Origin of the sequence: Rhodococcoides kroppenstedtii, from assembly GCF_900111805.1 — a bacterium.
GTDB classification, from domain to species: Bacteria; Actinomycetota; Actinomycetes; order Mycobacteriales; family Mycobacteriaceae; genus Rhodococcoides; species Rhodococcoides kroppenstedtii.
This window is the reverse complement of record NZ_FOJN01000005.1, coordinates 19519-43946: the sequence shown is the minus strand read 5'-3', so window position 1 is coordinate 43946 and position 24428 is coordinate 19519. Positions and strand designations below refer to the sequence as shown.

The window sequence follows — 24428 nt, the reverse complement described above, 5'->3', positions numbered from 1 at the left end:
CGTCAGAACGGGGGCGGGGTGTCATCGGGTGGGTGACGCTTCGGGGCGTTGCGGATTCGGTTGCGGTTACGTTCCTGTCGGCGGCGGGCGTGTTTCTGTTCGGTGCGTGGGGCAGGTCGTTGGCGCTCGGTGGGTTTCGGGGGCGGCTTGCGCGGGGTCGGCGGGTTGCCGAAGACGATGGCGTCCAGTCCGGGGTGGACGTCGTGGCCGGTGAACGCCGGTCCGAGGACGGTGCGCCCGTCGGGGATGGTGATGGTGCGGATCAGCCGGCTCGGGTCGGCCGGGTCGGGGTACTGGTCGTCGACGAAGTCCCCGAACGTTTTCAGTAGGTGGTGGAAGCGGCATTTGGCGCCGAGTCCGGTCGCGTCGGTACGCCCGCCCCGCTCGGGGTGGGTGTGGTCGTATTCGGTGATGTGGTCGAGGTCGCCGTCCCACGCGGGTCGGTTGCAGCCGGGCCAGGTGCAGAACAAATCCCGGGCACGGATGTACGCGTCGAGGGCGGCGGAAGGCCGGTAGGGGTTCGACGGTTGCGTCGCCGGCAGTGGGGTGTCGGTGCCGTCGCCCAATGGTCGGATGACGGTGCGGGGGTCGGCGGCGAGGTCGCGGACGTGGCCGCCGGAGATTATGCCGATGCCGGGGAGGAATCCGACGCCGTCGACGGTGTCGAGGCCGACGGGCTCCTCGCACCTCCGTGAGTTGTCACCGGCTCCGGCGGTATCGATCCGATCGGCGTCCGCGGTGACGTTCGGCCGGTCCGAGAACTCCGGTTTCGCCGCAACCGTTTTCGTAGCAACCGTTTCCGTAGCAACCGTTTCCGTAGCAACCGTTTCCGTAGTATCCGGTTCCGCCGTAACCGGATCCGTCGTAACCGGTTTCGGTGCGATCGTCTCGGCTCCGGCCGCGTTCGCGGTGGGATCGGCGCCGGGCCGCAGCGGTACATCCGAGTGGCCCATGTCCGGTCGCGCTGGGTGCTGGGTCGACCGGCAGACTCGCTCGGCCTCCGGCGCCGGGACGGGGCCGTCGAGGGTGGTGGTGTCGGTGACGAGGTGGATCACGATTCGCGGCGCGGTCGCCGCGAACTTCTCCAGGTCGATGTTCTTGTAGCGGCAGTCGGTGATGGGGCGGTCGCAGTCACACCCGAACTCCGTCTGGGTGACCAACGCGTAGTGCGCATCGGACGCGCGCGCCGCCTTGGAGCGGGTGTCCTTCGGGCACACCTGCTCCGCCAGTCGCCGCACAGCCTCGGCGAGAGCGGCGACGTCTTCGGCCGACCGGGTGTCCATGGCGGTGGCCATGCCGTCGCGGCCGGTCTCGACGGTGAACTCCCGATTCTGCTTCGCGGCGTCTCGGCGTTCGCGGACGGCGTCGGGATCACGGCGGTGCACCATCTTGTCGACCATTACCTCCATCCGCGCCGGCGACCACGACCCGGGTCTGCGGAGGGCGCGGGCGATGTCGGCGTCGACCAGGGCGGCGTAGCACTGCCCGTCGATCAGTTCGGTGCGGGAGACGATGGTGCGGATGTGGTGCGGGGTGACGACACCGTCCCGCAGGCATTCCGCCACGAGAGGGAGCCGGTCCCGCAACGCGACGGCGTCGGTGAGCAAGGTGCGGGCGGCCCCCTGGGTGATCGACAGGGTGGTGGCGATGGTGGCGGCGCAGCGGGTGAACGCATCGAGCTCGCGTCGGTCCTCGTCCTCGAACGGCTCGACCAGTTCGGCGTGCATGGCGGCGGCGAGTCGGTATTCGAACCACTTCAGGTAGGCGACGCCGGCGGCAGCGTGGACCAGAGTGTCCAGCGCCCGGGCGGAGGGGAGGTCGGTGGTGGCGGGAAGACCGAGCGCAGCGTGGTCGAGCGCAGCCCACGGAACGGTGCCCGTCGCACCTGCCCCCACCTGCACACCGACCATGCCTTCGACCCCCCAGTCGCTCGTATGTTCGAGTGTACCGGCACCCACCGACACGGTCCATGACACGCACGCACGAACCCCGTGGCTCCAGCGGGGGAGTAGGCCGACGGCGTTTCGCAGAGCACCCGGGCCGCCCGTCGTCACCGCTACCGGTCGTCTGTCGGTGACACCTGCCATAGTGGGGGAGGTCAGCAGTGCACACAGGGCATCCGGCGCGCGGTGTCCCGGGCAGAAAGCGGTGGTTCCGAAGGTGACCTCACGAGAGACCGACACGACCGACATGGCGCGGGACGTGCAGACGCTCGAGAAGGCCGTCTACGAGGTCAAACGGGTCATCGTGGGTCAGGACCGGCTGGTCGAGCGCATCCTCGTCGGGTTGCTGGCCCGCGGCCACGTGCTGCTCGAAGGTGTTCCCGGCGTGGCGAAGACGCTGGCCGTCGAGACGTTCGCGACGGTGGTCGGCGGCTCGTTCTCCCGCGTCCAGTTCACCCCTGACCTCGTCCCGACCGACCTGATCGGCACTCGGATCTTCCGGCAGGGCAAGGAGGAGTTCGACATCGAGCTCGGCCCGGTGGTCGCCAATTTCGTTCTCGCGGACGAGATCAACCGCGCACCCGCCAAGGTGCAGTCGGCGCTGCTCGAGGTCATGGCCGAACGGCACGTGTCCATCGGCGGTCGTACGTACCCGATGCCGGATCCGTTCCTGGTGATGGCCACGCAGAACCCCATCGAGAACGAGGGCGTCTACCCCTTGCCGGAGGCCCAGCGTGACCGATTCCTGTTCAAGGTGGTCGTCGATTACCCGTCGGTGGAAGAAGAGCGGGAGATCGTCTACCGCATGGGCGTCGCACCGCCGACGCCCCAGCAGGTGCTGAACCCCGACGAGTTGGTGCGGTTGCAGAAGATCGCGGCGTCGGTGTTCGTGCACCACGCACTGGTCGACTACGTGGTTCGGGTCATCGCGGCGACGCGCAACCCCCGCGACGTCGGGCTCGACGACGTCGCGTCCTGGATTGCCTACGGTGCGTCCCCGCGCGCGACACTGGGCATCATCGCGGCCTCCCGCGCCCTCGCGCTGCTGCGCGGTCGCGACTACGTGGTTCCCCAGGACGTCCTGGAGGTGATTCCCGACGTGCTGCGCCACCGGCTCGTGTTGTCCTACGACGCGTTGGCCGACGAGGTGACCCCCGAGCAAGTCATCACGCGCGTTCTGCAGACCGTGGGCCTTCCGCAGGTCGGGGTCCAGGCCGTGCCCCAGCAGACCCGACCGCCCCAGCAGGGTCCCGCGCCTCAGCAGGGCCCGAACCCCCAGCAGGTCCCGGCACCGCAGCAGGGCCCGAACCCCCAGCAGGTCCCGGCACCGCAGCAGGTCCCGGCACCGCAGCAGGGCCCGTCACCGCAGCAGGGCCCGTCACCGCAGCAGGGCCCGGCATCCCAGCAGGCTTCGGCGACCGATTCGTCGCGGTGACGGACACCGAGCATGGTCGGCCCCCGTCGTTCGCGTCGGGGTCGCTGGAGGATCCCCGGCTGACGTCGGCGCTGCGCACCCTGGAGCTGACGGTTCGTCGTCGTCTCGACGGCGTGTTGCACGGCGATCATCTCGGCTTGATCCCCGGTCCGGGTTCGGAGCCGGGTGACGCCCGCGAGTATCAGCCCGGCGACGACGTCCGTCGGATGGACTGGTCGGTGACGGCGCGGACGACTCAGCCCCACGTTCGTCAGACCGTGGCGGACCGGGAGTTGGAGACGTGGCTGGCGATCGACCTGTCCGCCAGTCTCGATTTCGGAACGGCCGGTTGCGAGAAGCGCGACCTGGTGGTGGCGGCGGCCGCGGCGATCGCGCACCTCACCAGCGGTGGCGGCAATCGCCTGGGCGCGGTGATCACCACCGGCGACCGCGTCGTACGCGTACCCGCGCGCGGGGGACGGCCCCATCTGCAGTCGCTGCTGAAGACCATCGCCACCACGCCCCACGCCGCGGAGGGCACTCGCGGCGATCTGGCCGGCGCGATCGACTCGCTCCGACGCCCGGAACGTCGGCGCGGCCTCGCCGTCGTGGTCAGCGACTTCCTCGGATCGACCGACTGGGAGCGCCCGCTACGGGCGATCGCGGCGCGTCACGACGTGCTCGCCGTCGAGGTGTTGGACCCGCGCGATCTCGAGCTTCCCGACGTCGGTGACGTGGTGCTGCACGATCCGGAGTCGGGGCGCACCCGCGAGTTCTCCGTGACGCCGCAACTCCGATCCGACTTCGCGCGCGCCGCGAGTGATCACCGGCGCGACGTCGAGAAGATCCTGCGTGGTTGCAATGCACCGCGGTTGACCTTGCGGACGGACGGCGACTGGATCGCCGACGTCGTCCGATTCGTGTCCCGGCGACGCTTCGGCGCGAGCGTGGGGGCGAGCACGCGATGAGCCTCTCCGGATTCTCTGCGCCCTGGTGGTTGCTGTTCCTCCTGGTGGTGGTCGGCCTCGTCGTCGCCTACGTGTGGGCGCAACGCCGGCGGGTGCGCAACACACTCCGCTTCACCAACCTGGAACTGCTCGAGCGGGTCGCCCCCGCCCGCCCCGGCCGATTACGTCATCTCCCCACGGCGCTGATGCTCGTCGGACTGCTGTTCCTCGGGATCGCACTGGCCGGTCCCACGTCCGACCAGCGGGTACCCCGCAACCGCGCCACCGTGATGCTGGTGGTCGACGTGTCGTTGTCCATGGAGGCCACCGACGTCGAACCGACCCGCCTGGCCGCTGCTCAGGAGGCGGGCAAGCAGTTCGCCGACGGGCTCACGCCCGGCATCAACCTCGGACTCGTCGCGTTCGCGGGGACGGCCTCGGTGCTCGTGTCCCCGACGGTCGACCGGGACGCGACCAAGTCGGCCATCGACCGGTTGCAGCTGGCCGAGCGGACGGCGACCGGAGAGGCGATCTTCACGGCCATGCAGTCCATCGACACCCTCGCGGCGGTGCTCGGCGGTTCGGACGCGGCCCCGCCCGCCCGCATCGTGCTGCTCTCCGACGGGAAACAGACGGTGCCGGACGATCCCGACGACCCGCGGGGCGGGTACACCGCGGCCCGGGAGGCCGAAGCCAAGGGCATTCCCATCTCGACGATCTCCTTCGGCACCAGCTTCGGCACCGTCGACATCACCGACGAGCAGGGCGACACCCAACGCGTCGCGGTCCCCGTCGACGACCCGTCGCTCGAGGAGATCGCGAACCTGTCCGGCGGCAGTTTCTTCACCGCGTCGAGCCTCGAGGAACTCACCGAGGTCTACGACACCCTCGAAGAGCAGATCGGATTCGAGACCACGCGCGGCGACGCCAGTCGGCCTTGGCTGATCGCCGGAGTCCTGTTCGTCACGGCAGGATTCGTCACAGCATTGTCGCTGCGCCAACGGGTGCCCTGACGCACGTCGGTAGAGTACCGGCGGGCCGTCCGGCCCTCGATCGTCCGCGCTGCGGCCGTCGTCCCCGAGAGAGAGTCGAGAGTTCATGTCGTCCGCACCCGAATCGTTCGTCGCCCGGTCCGTCCTGGTCACGGGAGGCAACCGGGGTATCGGACTCGCCGTGGCGCGTCGGCTCGCGGCGGACGGGCACAAGGTCGCCGTCACCCACCGCAGCTCGGGTGCCCCCGACGGTCTGTTCGGCGTGCAGTGCGACGTCACCGATTCGGACTCGGTCGATGCCGCCTTCACCGAGGTCGAGAAGCACCAGGGTCCGGTCGAGGTGCTGGTCGCCAACGCCGGCATCACCGACGACACCCTGCTCATGCGCATGAGCGAGGAGCAGTTCACCTCGGTGATCGACGCCAACCTCACGGGTGCGTTCCGGGTGGCCAAGCGGGCCAGCCGGTCGATGCTCCGGGCCCGTTTCGGCCGCTTCGTCTTCCTCGGCTCGGTGGTCGGCATGGCCGGTGGCCCCGGCCAGATCAACTACGCGTCGTCCAAGGCGGGCGTGATCGGCATGGCTCGATCGCTGACCCGCGAGCTCGGGTCGCGCTCCATCACCGCCAACGTCGTCGCACCCGGGTTCATCGACACCGACATGACCGCCGCCATGGACCAGAAGTACCGGGACATGGCGCTGCAGGCGATCCCGCTGCAGCGTGCCGGCACCCCCGAGGACGTGGCCGCCGTGGTCAGCTTCCTCGCCTCCGAGGACTCGGCCTACGTCTCCGGCGCGGTGATTCCGGTCGACGGCGGCATCGGCATGGGTCACTGACCACTCTTCTTCTCTCGTCGACGAAAGGCTCGAAGACCTCATGGGCGGACTGCTCGAAGGCAAGACCATCCTCATCACCGGCATCATCACCGATGCCTCCATCGCGTTCCACGCGGCCAAGGTCGCGCAGGAGCAGGGCGCGACGGTGATCATCACCGGGTTCGACCGGCTGCGACTGATCGACCGCATCGCCCAGCGGCTTCCGCAGCCGGTCCCGCCGGCCATCGAGCTGGACGCGACCAACGAGGAGCATCTCGCGGCGCTGGCCGACCGGGTGCGCGAGGTCGCGCCGAACGGTCTCGACGGCGTGCTGCACTCCATCGCGTTCGCCCCGCGCACGCTCATGGGACCGGACGCCAAGCCCTTCCTCGAGGGACCGGGCCCGGATGCGGCCGCGGCGTTCCAGATCTCGGCGTGGAGCTACGCCTCCGTCGCCCGTGCGGTGTTGCCGGTCATGAACGAGGGCGGCTCCATCGTCGGTATGGACTTCGATCCCCGCACGGCCATGCCGTACTACAACTGGATGGGCGTCGCCAAGGCCGCACTGGAATCGGTCAACCGTTACGTGGCGCGCGAGGTGGGTGCGGCGAAGAAGGTGCGGTCCAACCTCGTGGCGGCCGGCCCGATCAAGACCCTTGCGGCCAAGGCCATTGCCGGGACCGCCACCGGCGACGCCGCGAAGATGAACCAGCTCAACGAGTACTGGGACGGCGCCTCGCCCATCGGGTGGGACGTCGAGGATCCGACCGCGGTGGCCAAGTCCATCTGTGCGCTGCTCTCGGACTGGCTTCCCGCCACCACCGGGTCGATCGTCTACGTGGACGGCGGCGCCAGCCACAACACCTGGTTGCCCGAGAACCTCTGATCCTGCTCGGGCCGGGCGGAAGCGACCCGCCCGGCCGGGCAGAATGGAGCCATGAACTACGACGCGCTGTTGGTGCTGTCCTTCGGTGGCCCGGAGGGCCCGGACGACGTGCGACCGTTTCTGGAGAACGTCACGCGCGGCCGAGGAGTCCCACCGGAGCGTCTGGACGCGGTGGCCGAGCACTACTTGCACTTCGGTGGTGTGTCGCCGATCAATCGGCTGAACCGAGAGATCATTGCCGCGGTCGAGGCCGAATTCGCGCTCACCGGTGTGGATCTGCCCGTGTACTTCGGCAACCGAAACTGGCATCCGATGGTGGAGGACACCGTCGCCGGCATGCGTGACGACGGTGTACGGAACGCTCTGGTGTTCCCGACGTCCGCCTGGGGCGGGTATTCGGGGTGCCGCCAGTACCACGAGGACATCGCCCGGGCGCGTGCTGCGGTCGGCGAGGGTGCCCCGCAGCTGACGAAGCTACGTCAGTACTACGACCACCCGTTGCTCGTCGACGCCTTCGCCGACGCGATCACCGCTGCGCTGCACCGACTTCCGGCCGACAAGCGTGCCGGTGCGCGCGTGGTGTTCACCGCGCATTCCGTACCGGTCTCGGCGGACGCCGCCGCGGGACCCCCTTCGGCGGGTGGCCATCTCTACAGCCGGCAGGTCGCCGAGGCCGCGCGGCTGTGCGCGGCGGCCGCCGGAGTCGCGGAGCACGATCTGGTGTGGCAGTCCCGGTCCGGTCCGCCGCAGATCCCGTGGCTGGAACCGGACATCTGCGATCACCTCGAGACCCTCGCCGACAGCGGGGTGGACGCGGTGGTGGTCTGTCCCGTCGGGTTCGTCTCCGATCACCTCGAGGTGATCTGGGATCTGGACACCGAGGCCGTCGAGAAGGCCGCGGAACTCGGCATGGCCTTCGAGCGCGCCGGAACCCCGGGCGACGACCCGCGCTTCGCCACGTTGGTGCGAACGCTGGTGCAGGAGCGTACGTCCGGGGTCGCCGCGGCGCGTCTGGGTTCCGAGCCGGCGTTCGGCACGACGGTGGACGGCTCACCGTGCAACCCCGGGTGCTGCGAGCCGCCGGTTCGCCGGCGACCCGCCTGACCGATCAGGAGTGCAGGAAGCGGTCCACCGCGTCCGTGACGGCGACGCGGCGGGCCGTGCGCACCGCGGTGCGCAACGACCGGACGGTGGTCTCGCGCGTCTCGGCGCCCGTGCTGGTGGGCGCTTGCGACGGGGCCGCGACGTCCGCGGCGTCGAGGATCGCGTCCACGCGGTCCGCGGTGTCCAGAACGCGCGTGATGCGTTCGGAGAGAGGCGGATACGGGTGCGCCTGAGCGGCGGCCAGACGCTCGGTTATGAGAACGTGCGGGTCGCCGAGCCGCCGGGTGACCACGGCGGGCGCGGAGCCGAGGACGTCGGCCGCCTCCCGCACCACCTCCCGCATCGCGTACTCGACCTCACCGAGCGCGGTGTCGCGACGTGGATGGGGCTGCGGGAACCGGAACACGGTCCAGCGCAGCACGTCCGGACCCTCGACGGTGGGGACCAGGCCGATTCCTGCGCCGCCGGGTACCCCGACCATGACACCCTCGCCCGCGGTCAGGGCGGCGGCCGCGAAGGTGGTGCCGGTGGGCAGACCGGCGACGTCGCCGGGGACGGGCAGGACCAGTTCGACCGTCCCCGCCTCGCCGGCCGGGACGGCGAGGCGGAGAACGCTCAGCAGTGTGGCGGATCCGACGTCGCGGGGCGTCGGCCACGGTAGGTCGAGTTCCTCGGCGACGTTCTCGTCGTCGGCGACGATCAACGTCAGCGGAGCCCACCGCGCAAGCGCGTCCAGGACGTCGTCGGGCGCGGCCCGTCCGCCCAGCCAGGCGCCGGACCAGATCGCGAGAGATGCCGAGGGTGAGGACACGAGAGTCGAGTTTAGGCGGGGGCACCGACAGGGACGGCGTGGCGACCGCGCCCGGAGGACGGCGCCGACTAGCGTGGATCGGCCCGGTGACGGAACGGACGAAGGCAGGTCGCGATGGCGAGCCAGGGATACGGGGACATCTTCGCGGGCCACGCGCGACGACGACGCACGGCGGCACCCACCGTCGCGGCCGAGCGTGACCTCGTCGTGGAGGACGCCGCGACCGGGTTCTGCGGCGCCGTGGTGGGATTCGAGCGCACCTACGACGGCGAGTTCGTCCGGCTCGAGGACGGACGGGGGCGCACGCGACTCTTCGCGATGCGCGAGGCGGCGTTCCTCGTCGACGGATCACCCGTGACGTTGACCCGGCCTGCTCCGAGAGCCACCGCCGCACCGCGACGCTCGGCGTCCGGCTCGACGCGCGTCGAGAACGTCCGCGCCAGTGTCGCTCTGCCGAGCCGGATCTGGGTGGAGGGCGTCCACGACGCCGCGATCGTGGAACGGGTCTGGGGCCACGACCTGCGCGTCGAGGGTGTCGTCGTCGAGTACCTCGAGGGACTGGACAACCTGGGAGATCGCCTGCAGGAGTTCGGCCCCGGCCCGAAGCGCAAGGTGGGGGTGCTCGTCGACCACCTCGTGGCGGGGACGAAGGAGGAGCACCTCACGCGCTCGCTCGGACCGTTCGTGGAGGTGACCGGTCACCCGTACATCGACGTCTGGCAGGCGGTGAAGCCGTCCGCTGTCGGCATCGCGGCCTGGCCCGTCGTTCCGCGCGGGATCGACTGGAAGACGGGGGTCTGCGACGAATTGGGTTGGGGCACACCGCGCGACGGGTGGCGTCGAGTCTACGAGTCCGTGTCGTCGTTCCGCGACCTCGAGGCGCCGTTGATCGGTGCCGTGGAGCGGCTCATCGATTTCGTGACCGACCCGTCGTGACCCGACGGACGCGATCCCGCCGTCGACCGGGGTCCTGCTCCGTGTCCGATTCGTCCCGTTCGGGGACAGCTCGATAACGATCCGTCTCGACCCCCGGCACGCCGACGCCCGGGTCGGTTTTCGTCGCTAGTGTGGAGTCGTGGTTGCACTTCTGTGGGTCTTGGGTGCGGTGATCCTCGCCGCGGGCGAGGCGCTGTCCGGCGACTTCTTCCTGCTCATGCTGGCCGGTGGCGCGCTGGGCACGGCGGGCGTCTCGGCACTCACCGATCTTCCGGTATGGGGCGACGCGCTGGTGTTCGCGGCCCTGTCGGCCGCGCTGATCCTCGGTGTCCGGCCGGCCCTGACGCGGCGGTTCTCGACGCCGCCCCCGACGCCGACCGGCATCCAGGCGCTCACCGGAAAGACGGCACAGGTGCTCGAGCCCGTCGACGAGGTCTCCGGGACGGTGCGTCTGGACGGTGACGTGTGGACGGCGCGTCCCCTCGATCCGACGGAGGTGTACGCGGCCGGAACGACCGTGACCGTGATGAAGATCGACGGCGCCACGGCCGTCGTGTGGAAAGGACCCTAGATGGCTGATTACATCGCCTTGATCGCGCTGGTCGTCGTCGTCCTGTTCGTGGCTCTCGTCGTGGCCAAGTCGGTCACTCTCGTGCCGCAGGCCGAGGCCGCGGTGATCGAGCGTCTCGGTCGGTACTCGAAGACCGTGTCCGGACAGCTGACGTTCCTCGTTCCGTTCGTCGATCGGGTGCGGGCGAAGGTGGACCTGCGTGAGCGGGTCGTGTCCTTCCCGCCGCAGCCCGTCATCACCCAGGACAACCTGACGGTGTCCATCGACACCGTCGTCTACTTCCAGGTGACCAATCCGCAGGCCGCGGTCTACGAGATCAGCAACTACATCGTCGGCGTCGAGCAGCTGACCACCACCACGCTCCGCAATGTGGTCGGTGGCATGACGCTCGAAGAGACGCTGACCTCCCGGGACTCAATCAACGGGCAGTTGAGGGGTGTGCTCGACGAGGCCACCGGTCGGTGGGGCCTGCGCGTGGCGCGAGTCGAGCTCAAGAGCATCGATCCGCCGCCGTCGATCCAGGAGTCGATGGAGAAGCAGATGAAGGCGGACCGCGAGAAGCGGGCCACCATCCTCACGGCGGAGGGCAACCGCGAATCGTCCATCAAGACGGCCGAGGGTGCGAAGCAGAGCCAGATCCTGTCGGCGGAGGGTGCCAAGCAGGCCGCCATCCTCGAAGCCGAGGGCGAGCGGCAGTCGCGAATCCTGCGCGCGCAGGGTGAACGTGCCGCCAAGTACCTGCAGGCCCAGGGCGAGGCGAAGGCCATCGAGAAGGTCTTCGAGGCCATCAAGGCGGGCAAGCCGACGCCGGAGCTACTCGCGTACCAGTACCTGCAGACGCTGCCGAAGATGGCGCAGGGCGACGCCAACAAGATGTGGGTCGTGCCGTCCGACTTCGGCGACGCGCTGAAGGGCTTCGCCAAGCAGCTCGGCGCCCCGGGCGACGACGGCGTGTTCCGGTTCGAACCGAGTGCGCACGACGACGTCCGGAGCAAGCCGGAGGACGATTCGGACGAGGTCGCGGAGTGGTTCACCACCAAGACCGATCCGGCCATCGCCGAGGCCGTCGCCGCCGCGGAAGCGGTGGCGCGCAAGCCCGTCGACACCTCGCTCGCGGCGGCGGCACGGGATCAGCGTGCGTCGGAGATCGAGCAGCCGGCGGTGTCGTCCCCGGAGCAGACCAAGCAGCTCGACAGCTGAGTCCGGCCGGCCGGGGTCATCGGAGCAGAGCGAGTCCGATGCCCCCGGCCGCGGCGGCCCAGAGGACGCTGGCGAACGTCCCGATGATGAAGTACTCGGACGACTGCGCGCGGCGGAGTTCGGGGTAGCGCGCGAGACCCTTCACGGCCAGCACCACGGCGATTCCCTCGGGCCAGCCGGCCAGGATCGTCACCACGACGGCGGTGCGTTCGAGCGCGCCGATCACCAGTCCGCCGCGGAGCACCGTGTCCGGCCGGTCGTCGTCGCGGTCCGTCCCGGACACCGTCGGCGCGAGGCGAAAGACGCTGGGTGCGAGCGTGAGTCCGCCGAACACGGCGGCGAGACCGCACAGCACGATCGAGACGGCTGCGGGGACACCGGTGACCGGTGTGGACCGCGCCACCGAGGCGACCCCGGCGACCGCCAGCGCACCGGTGGCCGTGACCGAGGGCAGCCACCACGCCACTCGCGCGACCGGAGGAAGGGCTGCCGCTGTCGCGGCGGCGAGAGCGACGATCACCAGGACGATCACGGGACCTCCTTCTCGGCGAGACGGTCGGCGGTCGCGAGCATTCGGGCGACGACGGGCCGTGCGGCGCGTTCGAGATGCCACCCGGCGACGGCGAGGCGTTGGGACACCGCCTGCGGAGTGATCGACAACTCTTCCGCGACGGCGTTCTGCGAGCCGAGTCGGCGGAGCGCGGCGATCGCGTCACGGCCCTGGTCGGTGCGCCGGGCGACGAGCACGGCGAGGAGTGCGAGGACCGCGTCGGCGTCCGCGGCGGAGTCGGCGTCGACGCCGCGGACGGCGATGCGGGCAGGGGCGCTCTTGGCGCTCTCCACCGCCTCCCGTGCCGACTCGAACGCCGCTCCGCGCCCCGCGCGGGTGGAGTCGGGAAGCGGGTGTTCGACCGGCCCGATGCCGATGCCGACGCTCCAGTGGCCGTCGTCGACGAGATCCAGCGCGACGTCGAGCACGGTGTCGGCGGTGTCGACGACCGCCTGGATCTCGTCTCCGGCGGTGCGCTCGAACGGGCGCACCAGAGCGGGACGGGGGGAGCGCAGGACGTCGGCCACGCGGTCGACGTCCCGCCGACTGCCGCGTTGGTCGACCGTCATCACGAACATGAATCAACCCTAGAGACTTGAATCGGCCGAATCAAGCGTGCAGCGTTGACCGGTGACGTCAGAGGGCCTCGTCGATGCCTTGATCGGGCCGAATCAAGTACCGAGGCTTGTCGGCGAGGATTCACGCGACGCCGACGCGTCCGACGATCCCGTGACGGGGAGCCGAGCGTCGACGAGCAGTCCGAGGACTCCCACGGCGATGCAGACACCGGACACGGCCAACATGAGGGGATCGGCATCCCCGGCGAGGGCGTTGCCGAGCAACACCACTCCCACCGTGCCGGGAACGACACCCACCACCGTGGCGAGCGCGAACGGAGCGAGCCGCACCGAGGACACCGCCGCCGAGTAGTTCACCACGGAGAACGGAACGGGCGCGATGAGGCGCAGACTGCCGACGGCCAACCACCCTCGCCGTTCGAGGCGGGCGTCGACGGCACGCACGAGCGGATGGCGAAGGTGGCGGGCCACCACGCTGCGTCCGAGAGCACGCACCGCCACGAAGGCGAGAACGGCACTGACCGTGGTCGCACCGACCGCGACGAGCAACCCCGTCACGGGCCCGAACAGCACGCCGGCCGACACGGTGAACAGGGTGCGCGGAACGGGCAGGACCGTCACCAGGGCGTGTGCGAGAAAGAACACCAGGACGAAGGTCGGCCCGACGGCCGTGGCCCATTCGCGCACCCGCTCGACGGACGGCAGCGGAACGAGCGCGGCGAGCACCACGAGCGCGGCGACTGCTAGCAGCGCCCCCGCTGCGCGCACGCCCGGCCGGCGGTGGGCGGGACGCGGAGTCGTGGTCACGTTCGCCGAGCCTAACGGCGCGTGCGCCGCGACCACCGAGAACGGTCGGAGGACCGACGCTCGGACGACCTAGCATTGTGAAGTTTGTCTCAGGTCCGGGGCCGTGCATGACGGTCCGAGGTGTCGGACGGTGCGGTTAACATCACAATCGTTCCGCGTCCGAAGCAGTGTCGCCGAAGCAGTGTTCGAGAGGCAGTCCGTGTCCCCAAGCCAGTCGCAGGTGCCCACCGAGGGTGGTGTTCCGTCGCCGGTGAAAACGACCGACAGCACGGACCCGGTGGGTGCGGAGGTCCCGGTCCGCAGCGCCGAGGACGGTCTCGCCGCCTGGCGCGACGCCGTCGCCGGAGTGCTGGCGAAGAGTCGCCGCACGGATCGCTCGGCACTGCCGGACCGTCCCGAGACACTGCTCGAGACCACGACGTACGACGGCGTGACCATCGCCCCGCTCTACGGGCCTCTCGACGAGCAGCCGGAACCGCCGTTGCCGGGCCACTTCCCGTTCGTCCGCGGTGGTGACCGGCACCGCGACGTCCACGTGGGGTGGCGCGTCGCCGGGCGGTACGGCCGCGACGGCGCCGACGCGGCGACGGTCAACACCCGCATGCTCGACGGTCTGCAGAACGGAGTCAGTGCCCTCTGGCTCTCCACCGGCGTCATCGGTGCCGGTGGTGTGGCCGAGGCGCTCACCGGCGTGCTGCTCGACCTCGCCCCGCTCACCGTGGACGCCGGGGCGGATCTTCCCGCGGTCGCCGACGCCGTGTTCGGCGTCCTGCCGGCCGAGACCCGGGTGTCGGTGTCCCTGGGCGCGACTCCGTTGACCGACGCGGTCGCCGGAGTTCCGACCGTCTCGCTCGAGGACACCGTCGCCCTCGCTCGCCGGGCCGGCGCGGACGGTCGCGGCGTCCGTGCGATCACCGTCGACGGCACCGTGTTCCACGACGCGGGCGCGGCCGACGGGCAGGAGATCGGGCTCGCCGTGGCCGCGGGCCTCGAATACGTGCGCGCACTTCTGGCCGCCGGCGCCACTGCCGCGGAGGCTCTGTCGCAGCTCGAGTTCCGCTTCGCCGCCACCGACCAGCAGTTCGAGACCATCGCGAAGTTCCGTGCGGCGCGCCGTGTCTGGGCCCGCGTCGCGCAGGTCCTCGGCGCGCCGGACCACGGCGCCGCACCGCAGCACGCGGTCACGTCCGCCGCGATGATGACGCAGCGCGATCCCTGGGTGAACATGCTGCGCACCACCCTCGCGGTGTTCGGCGCGGGCGTCGGTGGGGCCGACGCGGTGACGGTGCTGCCGTTCGACGTCGCCCTGCCGGGCGGCGCACCCGACGTCAGCGAGACGTTCGCCGCACGCATCGCGCGCAACACGCAGCTGCTGTTGCTCGAGGAGTCGCATCTCGGCCGGGTCCTCGATCCCGCGGGCGGGTCCTGGTACGTCGAATCTCTCACCGACGCCACCGCGGAGGCCGCGTGGACGGTGTTCCAGTCGATCGAGCGCGCCGGGGGCTACCGGACCGCCCTCGACAGCGGCGAGATCGCGCGGACGGTCGAGCGCACGCGCGTCGCCCGTGAGCAGGACATCGCGCACCGACGCACGTCGGTGACCGGGGTCAACGAGTTCCCGAATCTGCAGGAGCCCCCGGTGACACCCGGCGACGGCACCGTGGACGGTCGCCCGGTCGCCCGGTACGCCGCCGCCTTCGAGGCGCTGCGTGACCGTGGCGACGCCGTCGCGGCCGAGCGGGGGAGTCGCCCGGTCGTCCTCCTGGCCCCCCTGGGGTCGGTCGCGGAACACAACGCCCGCACCACCTTCGCGGCCAACCTGATGGCCTCCGGCGGCATCGAGGCCCTGAACCCCGGCGCGAACGCCGACCTGACGGCCGTCGCGACGGAAACCGGGTCACCCGTCGCCATCGTGTGCGGCACCGACAAGCGCTACGCCGAGGAGGGTCCCGCCGCCGTGCGAGCTCTGCGCGACGCCGGCGTCACCACCGTCCTGCTCGCGGGGAAGAGCTCGACCTTCCCGGCCGACACGGATTCCGCCGCGCGGCCGGACGGCGACCTCACTCTGTCGATCGACGCCGTGGCCGAACTGAGCCGCATCCTGGACCTGCTCACGGGCACCGACCCCGCTCCGGAAGGACAGCCCGCATGACGCCGAACGCCGAGATGCCGAACGCCGATGTCCCGAACGCTGAAGTCCCGAACTTCGGGGACATTCCGCTGGTCGACCCGGGGGCCGACACCACCCCCGCGGACGGCCCCGACGCCGCCACCCACATCGCCGCCGGTGCGGAGGCCAACGGGTACACCACCGACCAGGTCACCTGGTCCACGCCCGAGGGCATCGACGTGCGTCCGGTCTACACGCGAGCGGACCGCACGGAGGCCGGCGAGCAGGGCTACCCGCTGGATTCCTACCCCGGCGCCGCACCGTTCCTGCGCGGCCCGTACCCCACGATGTACATCAACCAACCGTGGACCATCCGCCAGTACGCCGGTTTCTCCACGGCGTCGGAGTCCAACGCCTTCTACCGTCGCAATCTCGCCGCCGGGCAGAAGGGCTTGTCGGTCGCGTTCGACCTCGCGACGCACCGCGGTTACGACAGCGATCACCCGCGCGTGCAGGGCGATGTCGGCATGGCGGGCGTCGCCATCGACTCCATCTACGACATGCGCCAACTCTTCGACGGCATCGACCTCGGGTCGGTGTCGGTGTCGATGACCATGAACGGTGCCGTGCTGCCGATCCTCGCGCTCTACGTGGTGGCGGCGGAGGAGCAGGGGGTGGGGCCGGAGAAGCTCGCCGGCACCATCCAGAACGACATCCTCAAAGAGTTCATGGTGCGCAACACCTACATCTATCCGCCCGAGCCGTCCATGCGCATCATCTCGGACATCTTCGAGTACACCTCGACGCACATGCCGAAGTTCAACTCGATCTCCATCTCCGGCTATCACATCCAGGAAGCCGGAGCGACGGCCGACCTCGAGCTGGCCTACACCCTCGCGGACGGTGTCGAGTACATCCGTGCCGGACTCGCGGCGGGCATGGACATCGACACCTTCGCCCCGCGGTTGTCCTTCTTCTGGGCCATCGGGATGAATTTCTTCATGGAGGTGGCCAAGCTGCGCGCCGGTCGTCTGCTGTGGGCGGAGCTGGTGCAGCAGTTCGAGCCGTCGAGCCCGAAATCGCTGTCCCTGCGCACCCATTCGCAGACCTCGGGATGGTCGCTCACCGCACAGGACGTGTTCAACAACGTCGCCCGCACCTGCGTCGAGGCCATGGCGGCCACCCAGGGGCACACGCAGTCGCTGCACACCAACGCACTCGACGAGGCGCTGGCCCTGCCCACCGACTTCTCGGCCCGCATCGCGCGCAACACCCAGTTGCTGCTGCAGCAGGAATCCGGGACCACCCGGCCGATCGACCCCTGGGGCGGGTCGTACTACGTCGAGTGGCTCACCCACCAGCTCGCCGACCGGGCCCGGGCGCACATCGCCGAGGTCGAAGCCGCGGGCGGAATGGCGAAGGCCATCGGTGAGGGCATTCCGAAGCTCCGCATCGAGGAGGCGGCCGCGCGGACGCAGGCGCGGATCGACTCGGGCCGCCAGCCGCTGGTGGGAGTCAACAAGTACGTGCCCGACGAGCCCGATTCCATCGAGGTGCTCAAGGTCGAGAACTCCCGCGTGCGGTCCGAGCAGCTCGAGAAGCTCGAGCGACTGCGGGCGGAACGGGACCAGGACCGTGTCGACGCCGCGTTGGCGGCGTTGACGGCCGGTGCCGAGTCGCGCGAGGGCGGGATGGAGACCAACCTGCTCGCGCTCGCCGTCGACGCCGCGCGCGCGATGGCGACGGTCGGCGAGATCTCCGACGCGCTCGAGAAGGTCTACGGTCGGCACCGTGCGGAGATCCGCACGATCAGCGGTGTCTACCGCGACGAGGCGGGGAAAGCGAGCAACATGGTGCGCGCCGGAGAACTCGTCGACGCCTTCGCCGAGGCCGAGGGACGACGCCCCCGCATCCTGGTGGCGAAGATGGGTCAGGACGGCCACGACCGCGGCCAGAAGGTCATCGCCACGGCGTTCGCCGACATCGGATTCGACGTGGACGTCGGCCCCCTGTTCCAAACGCCCGACGAGGTGGCGCGTCAGGCCGCGGACAACGACGTGCACGTCATCGGCGTGTCCTCGTTGGCGGCCGGCCACCTCACGCTGGTCCCCGCGTTGCGCGAGGCCCTGGCGGAGGTCGGACGCCCGGACATCATGGTCGTGGTGGGCGGGGTCATCCCGCCCGGTGACTTCGACGCGCTGCGCGAGGCCGGCGCTGCGGCGATCTTCCCGCCCGGCACGGTCATCGCGGACGCGGCGGTCGATCTGGTGCAGGCGCTCGCCGAGTCGCTCGGACACGGAGCGAACGCCTGACCATGGCCGATCGACCCACCGTCGCCCGGCCCGTCGTCGACGTCGACGCTCTCGCCGCGTCGGTGCGCGCGGGGGAGCGCGCGGGACTGGCGCGCGCCATCACGCTCGTCGAGTCGACGCGCGAGGACCACCGAGACCGGGCGCAACAGTTGCTCCAGCAACTGCTCCCGCATGCCGGTGGCGCTCATCGCGTCGGGATCACCGGTGTTCCCGGGGTGGGGAAGTCGACGTTCATCGACGCGCTCGGGATGTACCTGATCGGACAGGGGCATCGGGTGGCGGTGCTCGCGGTCGACCCGTCGTCGTCGCGCACGGGGGGATCGATCCTCGGGGACAAGACGCGCATGGCCAGGCTCACGGTGTCGGACCGGGCGTACATCCGGCCGTCGCCGACGTCGGGCACGCTCGGCGGCGTCGCCAAGGCCACCCGTGAGACCATCGTGCTGCTCGAGGCCGCCGGCTACGACGTGGTTCTGGTCGAGACGGTCGGTGTCGGCCAGTCCGAGATCACCGTCGCCGGGATGGTCGACTGCTTCTGCTTCCTCACCCTCGCCCGCACCGGGGACCAGTTGCAGGGCATCAAGAAAGGCGTGCTCGAGCTCGCCGATCTGGTGGCGGTCAACAAGGCCGACGGCAACCACATCCGGGACGCGAAGAGTGCCGCCCGCGAGCTCGCCGGAGCGCTGCGCTTGATCCACCCGCACGACGCCGTCTGGGTGCCGCCGGTGCTCACCACCAGCGCCGTCGAGGAGACGGGTCTGGACGAGTTCTGGGCCACCGTCCTCCGTCACCGCGAGACCCTCATCGCTGCAGGACAGTTCGAGGAGAAGCGCCGCACCCAGACCGTACGGTGGGTGTGGACGATGGTCCAGGATCAGGTGATGCGCCGCCTCGAAACCGACCCGGACGTGCGGACCGTTCGAGGCGACGTGGAGCGACGCGTGGCCGACGGGTCGCTCACCGCGGCGCTGGCGGCGCAGGAGATTCTGGCGGCCTACGACCGTCCCAGCGACATCTGAGCACGTCGCGCTGCGAATGCGCCGACCCTCGCGACGAGGTCGTCGAAGAAGGCCTCCGGATCGGTCGCCACGGCGATGGCCGCGTTCGGCGGCCGCCCCCAGTGACCGCGTCGGTCGGCCACCGTCGTCCCGCGGGTGAGGGTTCCGGTGAGTTCGACGTCGACCGTGGCCGTGCGGTACTCGGCGATCTCCGGGCGCAGGGCGACCGCCGCGGCGAAGGGGTCGTGCATGTGCGCGAGGTAGCCCTCGCCCTGCGCCTCGTGGAACTCGAAGTAGAAGCGGATGGCGTCGGCGAGGTGCCGCACGATCGGCACGTCGGGTCCGCCCGCCGCTTCGATCATCCGGTCCACGTGGTGCGGGTGCATCTCGATCGACTCGGTGAGGTTCAGGCCGCAGACGATCGGTTCGCGTCCCGCCGGTGCCGCGGAGAAGGCGTCGAACACCTCCTTCGCGGCCTCGGGATCGACCGCGACGTTCCACTCCGTGGTCGGCGTCGTGTTGCCGGGGTGATCGAACGATCCACCCATGATCACCACCCGCCGCAGCAGGGTCGGCAGGGCCGGCTCGAGGCGAAGCGCGAGAGCGAGATTGGTCAGTGGGCCGGTGACGAGGCCCGTCAGCTCGCCGGGATGGGCGCGCGCCAGCTCCACCCAGGCGGTGGCCGCGGACCGCGCGGACAGCGACCGCGTGGTCGGCGGGAGCTCTGCGTAGCCGACGCCCAGGGGGCCGTGGGTGTCCTCGGTGGTCATGAGCGGCGCGACCAACGGACCGTCCGCCCCGACGCACACCTCGACCCCGTCGAGTCCGCAGAGATCGAGCCAGGACGCCGTGTTCCGGGTGACCTGCGCCGTCGGCACGTTGCCCGCCGTGCAGCACACGGCGACGATCTCGGCGGCCGGGTCGGCGGCGAGCAGAACCAGGGCGAGGGAGTCGTCGATGCCGGTGTCGACGTCGACGATCAGACGGGTGGTCACACGGACTCCGAAGTCGGGTAGCGGGCCTCGTCCGAGCCCCACGGTCGGGCGGGCCACGGGTAGTCGTCGTACTCCGCCAGAGCGGGACGCGCGGTGCGGACGGATCCGTGAGTCACGGTGTGCGCCTCGGGAATCGTTGTTCGCTCGGGTATCTCGGTCGGGCGCGGCAGGGCGAGCAGATGCGCCGCTGTTCGAGCCAACGACGCCGTGACGGTCCGCCCGATACCGCTTTCCGCGCGCAGGGCCAGAGCGTCCACGATGCCGGCCGCGAGGAGGTATCCGGTGGCGTGGTCGAGCGCCTGCACCGGCAACGCGCCGGGGCGGTCGTCGCTGCCGCTCAGCACCGCGATCCCGGACGCGGCCTGCACCAGACTGTCGAACCCGCGTCGACCGGCGAACGGACCGCGCGTCCCCCACGCCGACACCGACGCGACCACCGCCCCGCCGGGCCGGACGGACTCGACGACCGACATCACCGTCGAGCCCGGCCGATAGCCGCACACCACGACGTCGGCGGTGGTGGCCAGTGCGGCGAGACGGTCACGCTGGTCGGGGTCGTCGACGTCCAGCAGGGTCGACGCCTTGCCGGCACCGGTGTCGAGGTGCTGCGTCTCGATCTCCGGCAGCCGCGGCGAGTCCACTCGCAGCACCGACGCGCCGAGCAGTGCCAGGGCGCGAGTGGCCACGGGGCCTGCGAGAACGCGCGTGAGGTCCAGGACGCGGATACCGGCCAGCGGACGTCGGGCGTCGGTGGGCGGGTCGGGCAGCGACGAGGTCCCGTCCGGGCGTACCGACGTCGTCACCAGGGGACCGGTCGCGGCGAACCGCCCCGCCGGCTCCTCGTTCCACTCCGACGGCGTGCGCACCGCGACGACCAGCGCACCCGCCGGGGCCGCGGCGTCCTCGATCTCTCGCGCCGAGACCCGCGCGAAGGCGGCGGCGACGGCGCCCGGCTCCTCGGGCACGCCGAGCAGCGCGCACAAGCGTTCCCGGTGGTGGGGGTAGTTGGCGTGGGTACGCACCCACCCGTCCGCGGTGGGCCAGAAACCGGACAGGGGTGCGAATCCCGGCGCGGCATCGCCGTTCACGCGGAGCAGGTCACTGCCGGCGAACGACGACGCCACGCGGTCGCCGTCGACCGACCACGGCAGGAGCTCCAGACCCACCTGCCGGCGATGACGATCGACCGCCGAGCAGAGCGCCGCCACGCTGCCCGTCGCGAGTGCGGCGACCGGCAGCGGGCCGGCCAGGACGCCGGGTGACGACGACACGACCGGGATGTGCTGCCGACGCTCGTGACCGTGGTCGGCGTCGTACTGCGCGGGCGTGTCGAGCACGCGCTCAGACCTTGCGCGCCGAGATCTCCATCCCGGCGGCGCGCAGGCGCGTGATCAGCGCGGTCCCGATGCCCGACGCCGGGGTGAGCACGCCGCCGCCGAGCGAGGGCAACTCGTCGCGGTTCTTCACCAGAGCCAGCGCGGACTCGCCGAGCATCATCGCCGTGGCGGCGTAGCCGGGGTCGCCCTTGGCCTTCACCCGCGAGACGTAGTGCTCCCCGCTGGTGGTGGTCGTGTAGATGTCGACGACGAAATGGCCCTTCTGTCGGGTCTTCTCGCTGGGGCCGCTGCCCGGAGCGGGCAGCACCTTGTCCAGGAGGAACCGCGTCGGCTTGAACGCCAGCCCGGCCACGAACGCGCCCAGACCGGCGAGGACACCGGCCGCGAGGACGGGGGAGACGGGGGACGAGCCCACGCTCATGACCTCGTTGTACTTGAAGGTCTTGCCGTAGGGATACCCGAGGATGGCGTTGGTGCGCCGCACCACGCGGGTGTTGTACGACGCCATGACGAACGGCGCCTTCCACCCCTTCAGCGACGGGTGAATCGACGATCCCTTGAGCACGGGAGCGTCGTTCTGCCGGCCGAAGTCCGGCTCGATCGAGCGGTCCGGGCTCAGGGAGTACGGGCTCGCGGCGAGCTTGGCGGCCGCGCGGTCCTTCGTGATCTCGTCGATCTGACCGCGCAGCGAATCGATGGTGCCGCCGCTGACGCCGCCGCTCATCGACGTCACCACGAGCGTGGTGTCGGTGAGGTCACCCGCGCCGTCCTCGGTGACCTTGCGGTGCAATTCGAAGACACCGATGTCGGACGGCACCGAGTCGAAGCCGCAGGAGTGGACGATGCGCGCGCCGGTCCGGACGGCGGTCTCGTGGTTCTCGTCGGCGCTCGCGCGGGCGAAGAGGACCTCGCCGGTGAGGTCGACGTAGTCGGTGCCCGACTCGGCGCAAACGCGGGCGAGGACGCGGCCGTACTTGGCGTAGGGACCGACCGTGGTGAGGACGACGGACGTGCGCTGCGCGAGAGCGGTGAGCGCGGCCTCGTCGTCGGCGTCGGCCACGACGAGCGGCCAGTCCGCCGCTCGCGCCGGCAGTCCCCGGCGGGTGGATTCCAGCTTGTCCCGACTTCGGCCCGCCAGCGCGACGGTGGTGCCGTCGGGAGCGTGGCGAGCGAGGTACTCGGCGGTCAGAGCCCCGACGAATCCCGTTGCGCCGTAGACGACGATCTCGAATTCGCGGGCGGTGGACTCACGCGGGGAATCAGCCATTCCCTGACACTACTAGCGCGCTCACCAGGACCACGTGTGGACCGGCTCGCCGTCGTGCATGCGGTCGAGATAGTCCGCGAGCATGCCCGCGAGCGCGCGGCCGCGGTCGTCTCCGGCTCGCTCTCGCGCGGCCAGCGCCGAACGCTGCCACACGGCGCCGTTCTGCCGGCGCAGGCACCGACCTTCGATGACCCGCAGGTACCGGTCTCGGACGTCGGGGTCGACCCCGAAGGCGTCGAGGCCCGCCTCGGCCATCGGGAGCAGGCGCCGCAGGACCAGCTCCTGGGGCGACACCCAGCCCACCTCCGGCCAGTAGCAGCGGGCGTCGATGCCGCTGCGCGCCGCGGAATGCAGGTTGTCCTGCGCGGCGTCGAAGGACATCTGGCTCCACACGGGACGGTCCGCGTCCACCAGCGAGCGCAGCGCGCCGTAGTAGAACGCGGCGTCGGCCATCACGTCGATCACCGACGGTCCGGCGGGCAGCACCCGGTTCTCGAGACGCAGGTGGTGCTCGCCGTCCGACGTGTCGTAGATCGGCCGATTCCACCGGTAGACCGTGCCGTTGTGCATCTTCAGCTCGGTCAGTTCCGGGGTCCGGCCGGCGGCGAGCTCGGCCATCGGATCCTGGTCCGACACCACCGGCAGCAGCGCGGGGAAGTAGCGGGAGTTCTCCTCGAAGAGATCGAAGATCGACGTGATCCACCGTTCCCCGAACCAGACGCGCGGTCTCACGCCCTGGTTCTTGAGCTCCTGCGGGCGCGTGTCCGTGGCCTGCTCGAAGAGCGGGAGTCGGGTCTCGTGCCACAGGGCGCGTCCCGCGAGGAAGGGGGAGTTGGCCGCCAGGGCCACCTGCACCCCGGCCAGTGCCTGCGCGGCGTTCCAATGCGCCGGGAACTCGTCCGGCGCGACCTGCAGATGCAACTGCACGGACGTGCAGGCCGCCTCGGGCAGGATCGTGTCGACGATACGGTGCAGCGACTCCGCCTCCCGACTGCCCGGCAACGGGACCCCGGTGACGTTCAGCTCGATGTCCTCGCCGCGCGCGGCGAAGATCTGGCTGTTCAACAGGTCGTACCGCGGGTTCTCCGACAACCACTGCGCGGCGAAGTGCTCCTCGCGCAGCGTCGGCAGCATGCCGATCATGGCCAGGGCGGAGCCGGTGTCCTTCGCCCGCGCGTCCGCGTGGTCCAGCGACGCGCGGAGTTCGGTCTCGAGGGTCCGCATGCGGTCGCCGGCGAGCGGCGCGGGCGCGACGTTGATCTCGATGTTGAATCGGCCCAGTTCGGTCTGGAAATCCGGATCGGCGATCGCCTCGAGCACGGCGGTGTTGGCCATGGCCGGATCCATCGCGTCGTCGACGAGGTTGAGTTCGATCTCCATCCCGATCCGCGGCTCGTCCACCGCGAAGGTGTCGTCGGCCAGCATCGACGCGAGGGCGTCGAGGCACTGCTGGACCTTGCGCCGGAAGTCCTGCCGGTCCTGGCGGCTGAACGTGCGCTGCTCGACCTCGTCACCCATGGGGACATCTCATCACGCACGGACCTCGGCAACGAGACAGAGGGGGACGACGAGACACGGGGCGTGAATACGACGAAGGCCCCGGATCCGGTGATCCAGGGCCTTCGTGAGAATTCTGTTCGACGTGTCCGAGGGGGGACTTGAACCCCCACGTCCGTTAATAGGACACTAGCACCTCAAGCTAGCGCGTCTGCCATTCCGCCACTCGGACCTGCTCGCACCGCTTCTCGCGGTGCGCAGATGAATGTAGTCGATGCGCCGCGTCCCACCAAAACGGCACGTCACACGGTGCCTACCCACCGCGCCCACCCACTACCCACCGGCACCGCCGATGGTAG

Annotated in this window: 21 protein-coding genes and 1 tRNA gene; 12 read left to right on the top strand and 10 right to left on the bottom strand. The window is 70.5% G+C overall.

Translation table 11 applies throughout. The annotated features are described in order from the left end of the window. Positions 1–2 precede the first annotated feature (2 nt). Positions 3–1910 carry an HNH endonuclease signature motif containing protein gene (locus tag BMZ18_RS07370; RefSeq protein ID WP_074922065.1) on the bottom strand — a complete coding sequence of 636 codons (1908 nt, stop codon included), beginning with the start codon at positions 1908–1910 and terminating at the stop codon, positions 3–5. Positions 1911–2190: 280 nt separating this feature from the next. Here BMZ18_RS07370 and BMZ18_RS07365 point away from each other — a divergent pair, with 280 nt between their 5' ends. From BMZ18_RS07365 to BMZ18_RS07340, 6 genes are all read left to right on the top strand, one after another. Beyond that, positions 2191–3378 carry an AAA family ATPase gene (locus tag BMZ18_RS07365; protein WP_083400186.1) on the top strand — a complete coding sequence of 396 codons (1188 nt, stop codon included), beginning with the start codon at positions 2191–2193 and terminating at the stop codon, positions 3376–3378. Continuing rightward, a complete protein-coding gene (locus BMZ18_RS07360) occupies positions 3375–4325 on the top strand; it encodes a DUF58 domain-containing protein (protein ID WP_068101199.1) in 951 nt (316 codons plus the stop codon). The genes BMZ18_RS07365 and BMZ18_RS07360 overlap by 4 nt, the downstream gene beginning before the upstream one ends. Next, complete coding sequence (locus BMZ18_RS07355) at positions 4322–5317, top strand: VWA domain-containing protein (protein ID WP_068101202.1); 996 nt, start codon at positions 4322–4324, stop codon at positions 5315–5317. Before BMZ18_RS07360 ends, BMZ18_RS07355 begins: the two co-directional genes overlap by 4 nt. 85 nt (positions 5318–5402) lie before the next feature. After that, complete coding sequence (gene fabG1, locus BMZ18_RS07350) at positions 5403–6131, top strand: 3-oxoacyl-ACP reductase FabG1 (protein WP_068101205.1); 729 nt, start codon at positions 5403–5405, stop codon at positions 6129–6131. A 40-nt stretch (positions 6132–6171) separates the two neighbouring features. Beyond that, complete coding sequence (gene inhA / locus BMZ18_RS07345; RefSeq protein WP_068365776.1) at positions 6172–6996, top strand: NADH-dependent enoyl-ACP reductase InhA; 825 nt, start codon at positions 6172–6174, stop codon at positions 6994–6996. Positions 6997–7047: 51 nt separating this feature from the next. Next, positions 7048–8100 (top strand): ferrochelatase, encoded by a 1053-nt coding sequence (locus tag BMZ18_RS07340; protein WP_068365775.1) that lies wholly within the window; start codon positions 7048–7050, stop codon positions 8098–8100. 4 nt (positions 8101–8104) lie between these two features. Here the strand turns inward: BMZ18_RS07340 and BMZ18_RS07335 are convergent, their stop codons facing one another. Next, positions 8105–8911, bottom strand: coding sequence for an Rv1486c family protein (locus BMZ18_RS07335; protein WP_068365774.1), 807 nt, complete (start codon positions 8909–8911; stop codon positions 8105–8107). A 114-nt stretch (positions 8912–9025) separates the two neighbouring features. Here BMZ18_RS07335 and BMZ18_RS07330 point away from each other — a divergent pair, with 114 nt between their 5' ends. From BMZ18_RS07330 to BMZ18_RS07320, 3 genes are all read left to right on the top strand, one after another. Continuing rightward, positions 9026–9847 carry a DUF3097 domain-containing protein gene (locus BMZ18_RS07330; protein WP_068365773.1) on the top strand — a complete coding sequence of 274 codons (822 nt, stop codon included), beginning with the start codon at positions 9026–9028 and terminating at the stop codon, positions 9845–9847. 139 nt (positions 9848–9986) lie between these two features. Next, positions 9987–10418, top strand: a complete 432-nt coding sequence (locus tag BMZ18_RS07325; RefSeq protein WP_068101217.1) for an NfeD family protein — start codon at positions 9987–9989, stop codon at positions 10416–10418. Beyond that, positions 10419–11618 (top strand): SPFH domain-containing protein, encoded by a 1200-nt coding sequence (locus BMZ18_RS07320; RefSeq protein WP_082833830.1) that lies wholly within the window; start codon positions 10419–10421, stop codon positions 11616–11618. A 16-nt stretch (positions 11619–11634) separates the two neighbouring features. On the opposite strand, the gene BMZ18_RS07315 is transcribed toward BMZ18_RS07320, so the two are convergent. From BMZ18_RS07315 to BMZ18_RS07305, 3 genes are all read right to left on the bottom strand, one after another. Continuing rightward, positions 11635–12150: a hypothetical protein gene (locus BMZ18_RS07315; protein WP_068365772.1), complete on the bottom strand. Its 516-nt coding sequence runs from the start codon at positions 12148–12150 to the stop codon at positions 11635–11637. Further along, complete coding sequence (locus BMZ18_RS07310) at positions 12147–12746, bottom strand: hypothetical protein (RefSeq protein WP_068101226.1); 600 nt, start codon at positions 12744–12746, stop codon at positions 12147–12149. The genes BMZ18_RS07315 and BMZ18_RS07310 overlap by 4 nt, the downstream gene beginning before the upstream one ends. A 93-nt stretch (positions 12747–12839) precedes the next feature. After that, positions 12840–13553, bottom strand: a complete 714-nt coding sequence (locus tag BMZ18_RS07305; RefSeq protein WP_139203874.1) for a TVP38/TMEM64 family protein — start codon at positions 13551–13553, stop codon at positions 12840–12842. A gap of 277 nt (positions 13554–13830) precedes the next feature. On the opposite strand from BMZ18_RS07305, the gene BMZ18_RS07300 reads away from it, so the two are divergent. From BMZ18_RS07300 to meaB, 3 genes are read left to right on the top strand one after another with little or no spacing between them, the layout of a single operon-like run. Next, entirely contained in the window at positions 13831–15705 is a 1875-nt protein-coding gene (locus tag BMZ18_RS07300; protein ID WP_068365778.1) for a methylmalonyl-CoA mutase family protein, read from the top strand. Positions 15706–15719: 14 nt separating this feature from the next. Continuing rightward, complete coding sequence (gene scpA / locus BMZ18_RS07295) at positions 15720–17975, top strand: methylmalonyl-CoA mutase (RefSeq protein ID WP_068365777.1); 2256 nt, start codon at positions 15720–15722, stop codon at positions 17973–17975. 2 nt (positions 17976–17977) lie between these two features. Next, positions 17978–18994, top strand: coding sequence for a methylmalonyl Co-A mutase-associated GTPase MeaB (meaB, locus tag BMZ18_RS07290; protein WP_068365771.1), 1017 nt, complete (start codon positions 17978–17980; stop codon positions 18992–18994). Here the strand turns inward: meaB and BMZ18_RS07285 are convergent. The 5 genes from BMZ18_RS07285 to BMZ18_RS07265 all read right to left on the bottom strand — a co-directional run bounded on the left by BMZ18_RS07285 (position 18970) and on the right by BMZ18_RS07265 (position 24301). Next, positions 18970–19968, bottom strand: a complete 999-nt coding sequence (locus BMZ18_RS07285; RefSeq protein ID WP_068365770.1) for a nucleoside hydrolase — start codon at positions 19966–19968, stop codon at positions 18970–18972. The two genes, meaB and BMZ18_RS07285, sit on opposite strands and share 25 nt — an antisense overlap. Then, positions 19965–21305 (bottom strand): CoA transferase, encoded by a 1341-nt coding sequence (locus BMZ18_RS07280; protein WP_083400185.1) that lies wholly within the window; start codon positions 21303–21305, stop codon positions 19965–19967. Before BMZ18_RS07280 ends, BMZ18_RS07285 begins: the two co-directional genes overlap by 4 nt. A gap of 4 nt (positions 21306–21309) precedes the next feature. Continuing rightward, positions 21310–22572 (bottom strand): saccharopine dehydrogenase family protein, encoded by a 1263-nt coding sequence (locus BMZ18_RS07275; RefSeq protein WP_068101239.1) that lies wholly within the window; start codon positions 22570–22572, stop codon positions 21310–21312. 21 nt (positions 22573–22593) lie between these two features. Then, the gene (locus BMZ18_RS07270) at positions 22594–24090 is read right to left on the bottom strand and encodes a glutamate-cysteine ligase family protein (protein WP_068361382.1); all 1497 of its coding nucleotides are present in this window, start codon (positions 24088–24090) and stop codon (positions 22594–22596) included. A 125-nt stretch (positions 24091–24215) separates the two neighbouring features. After that, a tRNA-Leu gene (locus BMZ18_RS07265) sits at positions 24216–24301 on the bottom strand. Between the last annotated feature and the right edge of the window lie 127 nt (positions 24302–24428).

Bases quoted from the DNA above. Each gene is read 5' to 3' on its own strand.
- scpA (WP_068365777.1), top strand. From the start codon at position 15,720: ATGCCGAACGCCGATGTCCCGAACGCTGAAGTCCCGAACTTCGGGGAC.
- BMZ18_RS07370 (WP_074922065.1), bottom strand. From the start codon at position 1,910: ATGGTCGGTGTGCAGGTGGGGGCAGGTGCGACGGGCACCGTTCCGTGG.
- BMZ18_RS07365 (WP_083400186.1), top strand. From the start codon at position 2,191: ATGGCGCGGGACGTGCAGACGCTCGAGAAGGCCGTCTACGAGGTCAAA.
- BMZ18_RS07270 (WP_068361382.1), bottom strand. From the start codon at position 24,090: ATGGGTGACGAGGTCGAGCAGCGCACGTTCAGCCGCCAGGACCGGCAG.
- BMZ18_RS07330 (WP_068365773.1), top strand. From the start codon at position 9,026: ATGGCGAGCCAGGGATACGGGGACATCTTCGCGGGCCACGCGCGACGA.
- meaB (WP_068365771.1), top strand. From the start codon at position 17,978: ATGGCCGATCGACCCACCGTCGCCCGGCCCGTCGTCGACGTCGACGCT.
- BMZ18_RS07340 (WP_068365775.1), top strand. From the start codon at position 7,048: ATGAACTACGACGCGCTGTTGGTGCTGTCCTTCGGTGGCCCGGAGGGC.
- BMZ18_RS07355 (WP_068101202.1), top strand. From the start codon at position 4,322: ATGAGCCTCTCCGGATTCTCTGCGCCCTGGTGGTTGCTGTTCCTCCTG.
- fabG1 (WP_068101205.1), top strand. From the start codon at position 5,403: ATGTCGTCCGCACCCGAATCGTTCGTCGCCCGGTCCGTCCTGGTCACG.
- BMZ18_RS07310 (WP_068101226.1), bottom strand. From the start codon at position 12,746: ATGTTCGTGATGACGGTCGACCAACGCGGCAGTCGGCGGGACGTCGAC.
- BMZ18_RS07275 (WP_068101239.1), bottom strand. From the start codon at position 22,572: ATGGCTGATTCCCCGCGTGAGTCCACCGCCCGCGAATTCGAGATCGTC.
- BMZ18_RS07320 (WP_082833830.1), top strand. From the start codon at position 10,419: ATGGCTGATTACATCGCCTTGATCGCGCTGGTCGTCGTCGTCCTGTTC.
- inhA (WP_068365776.1), top strand. From the start codon at position 6,172: ATGGGCGGACTGCTCGAAGGCAAGACCATCCTCATCACCGGCATCATC.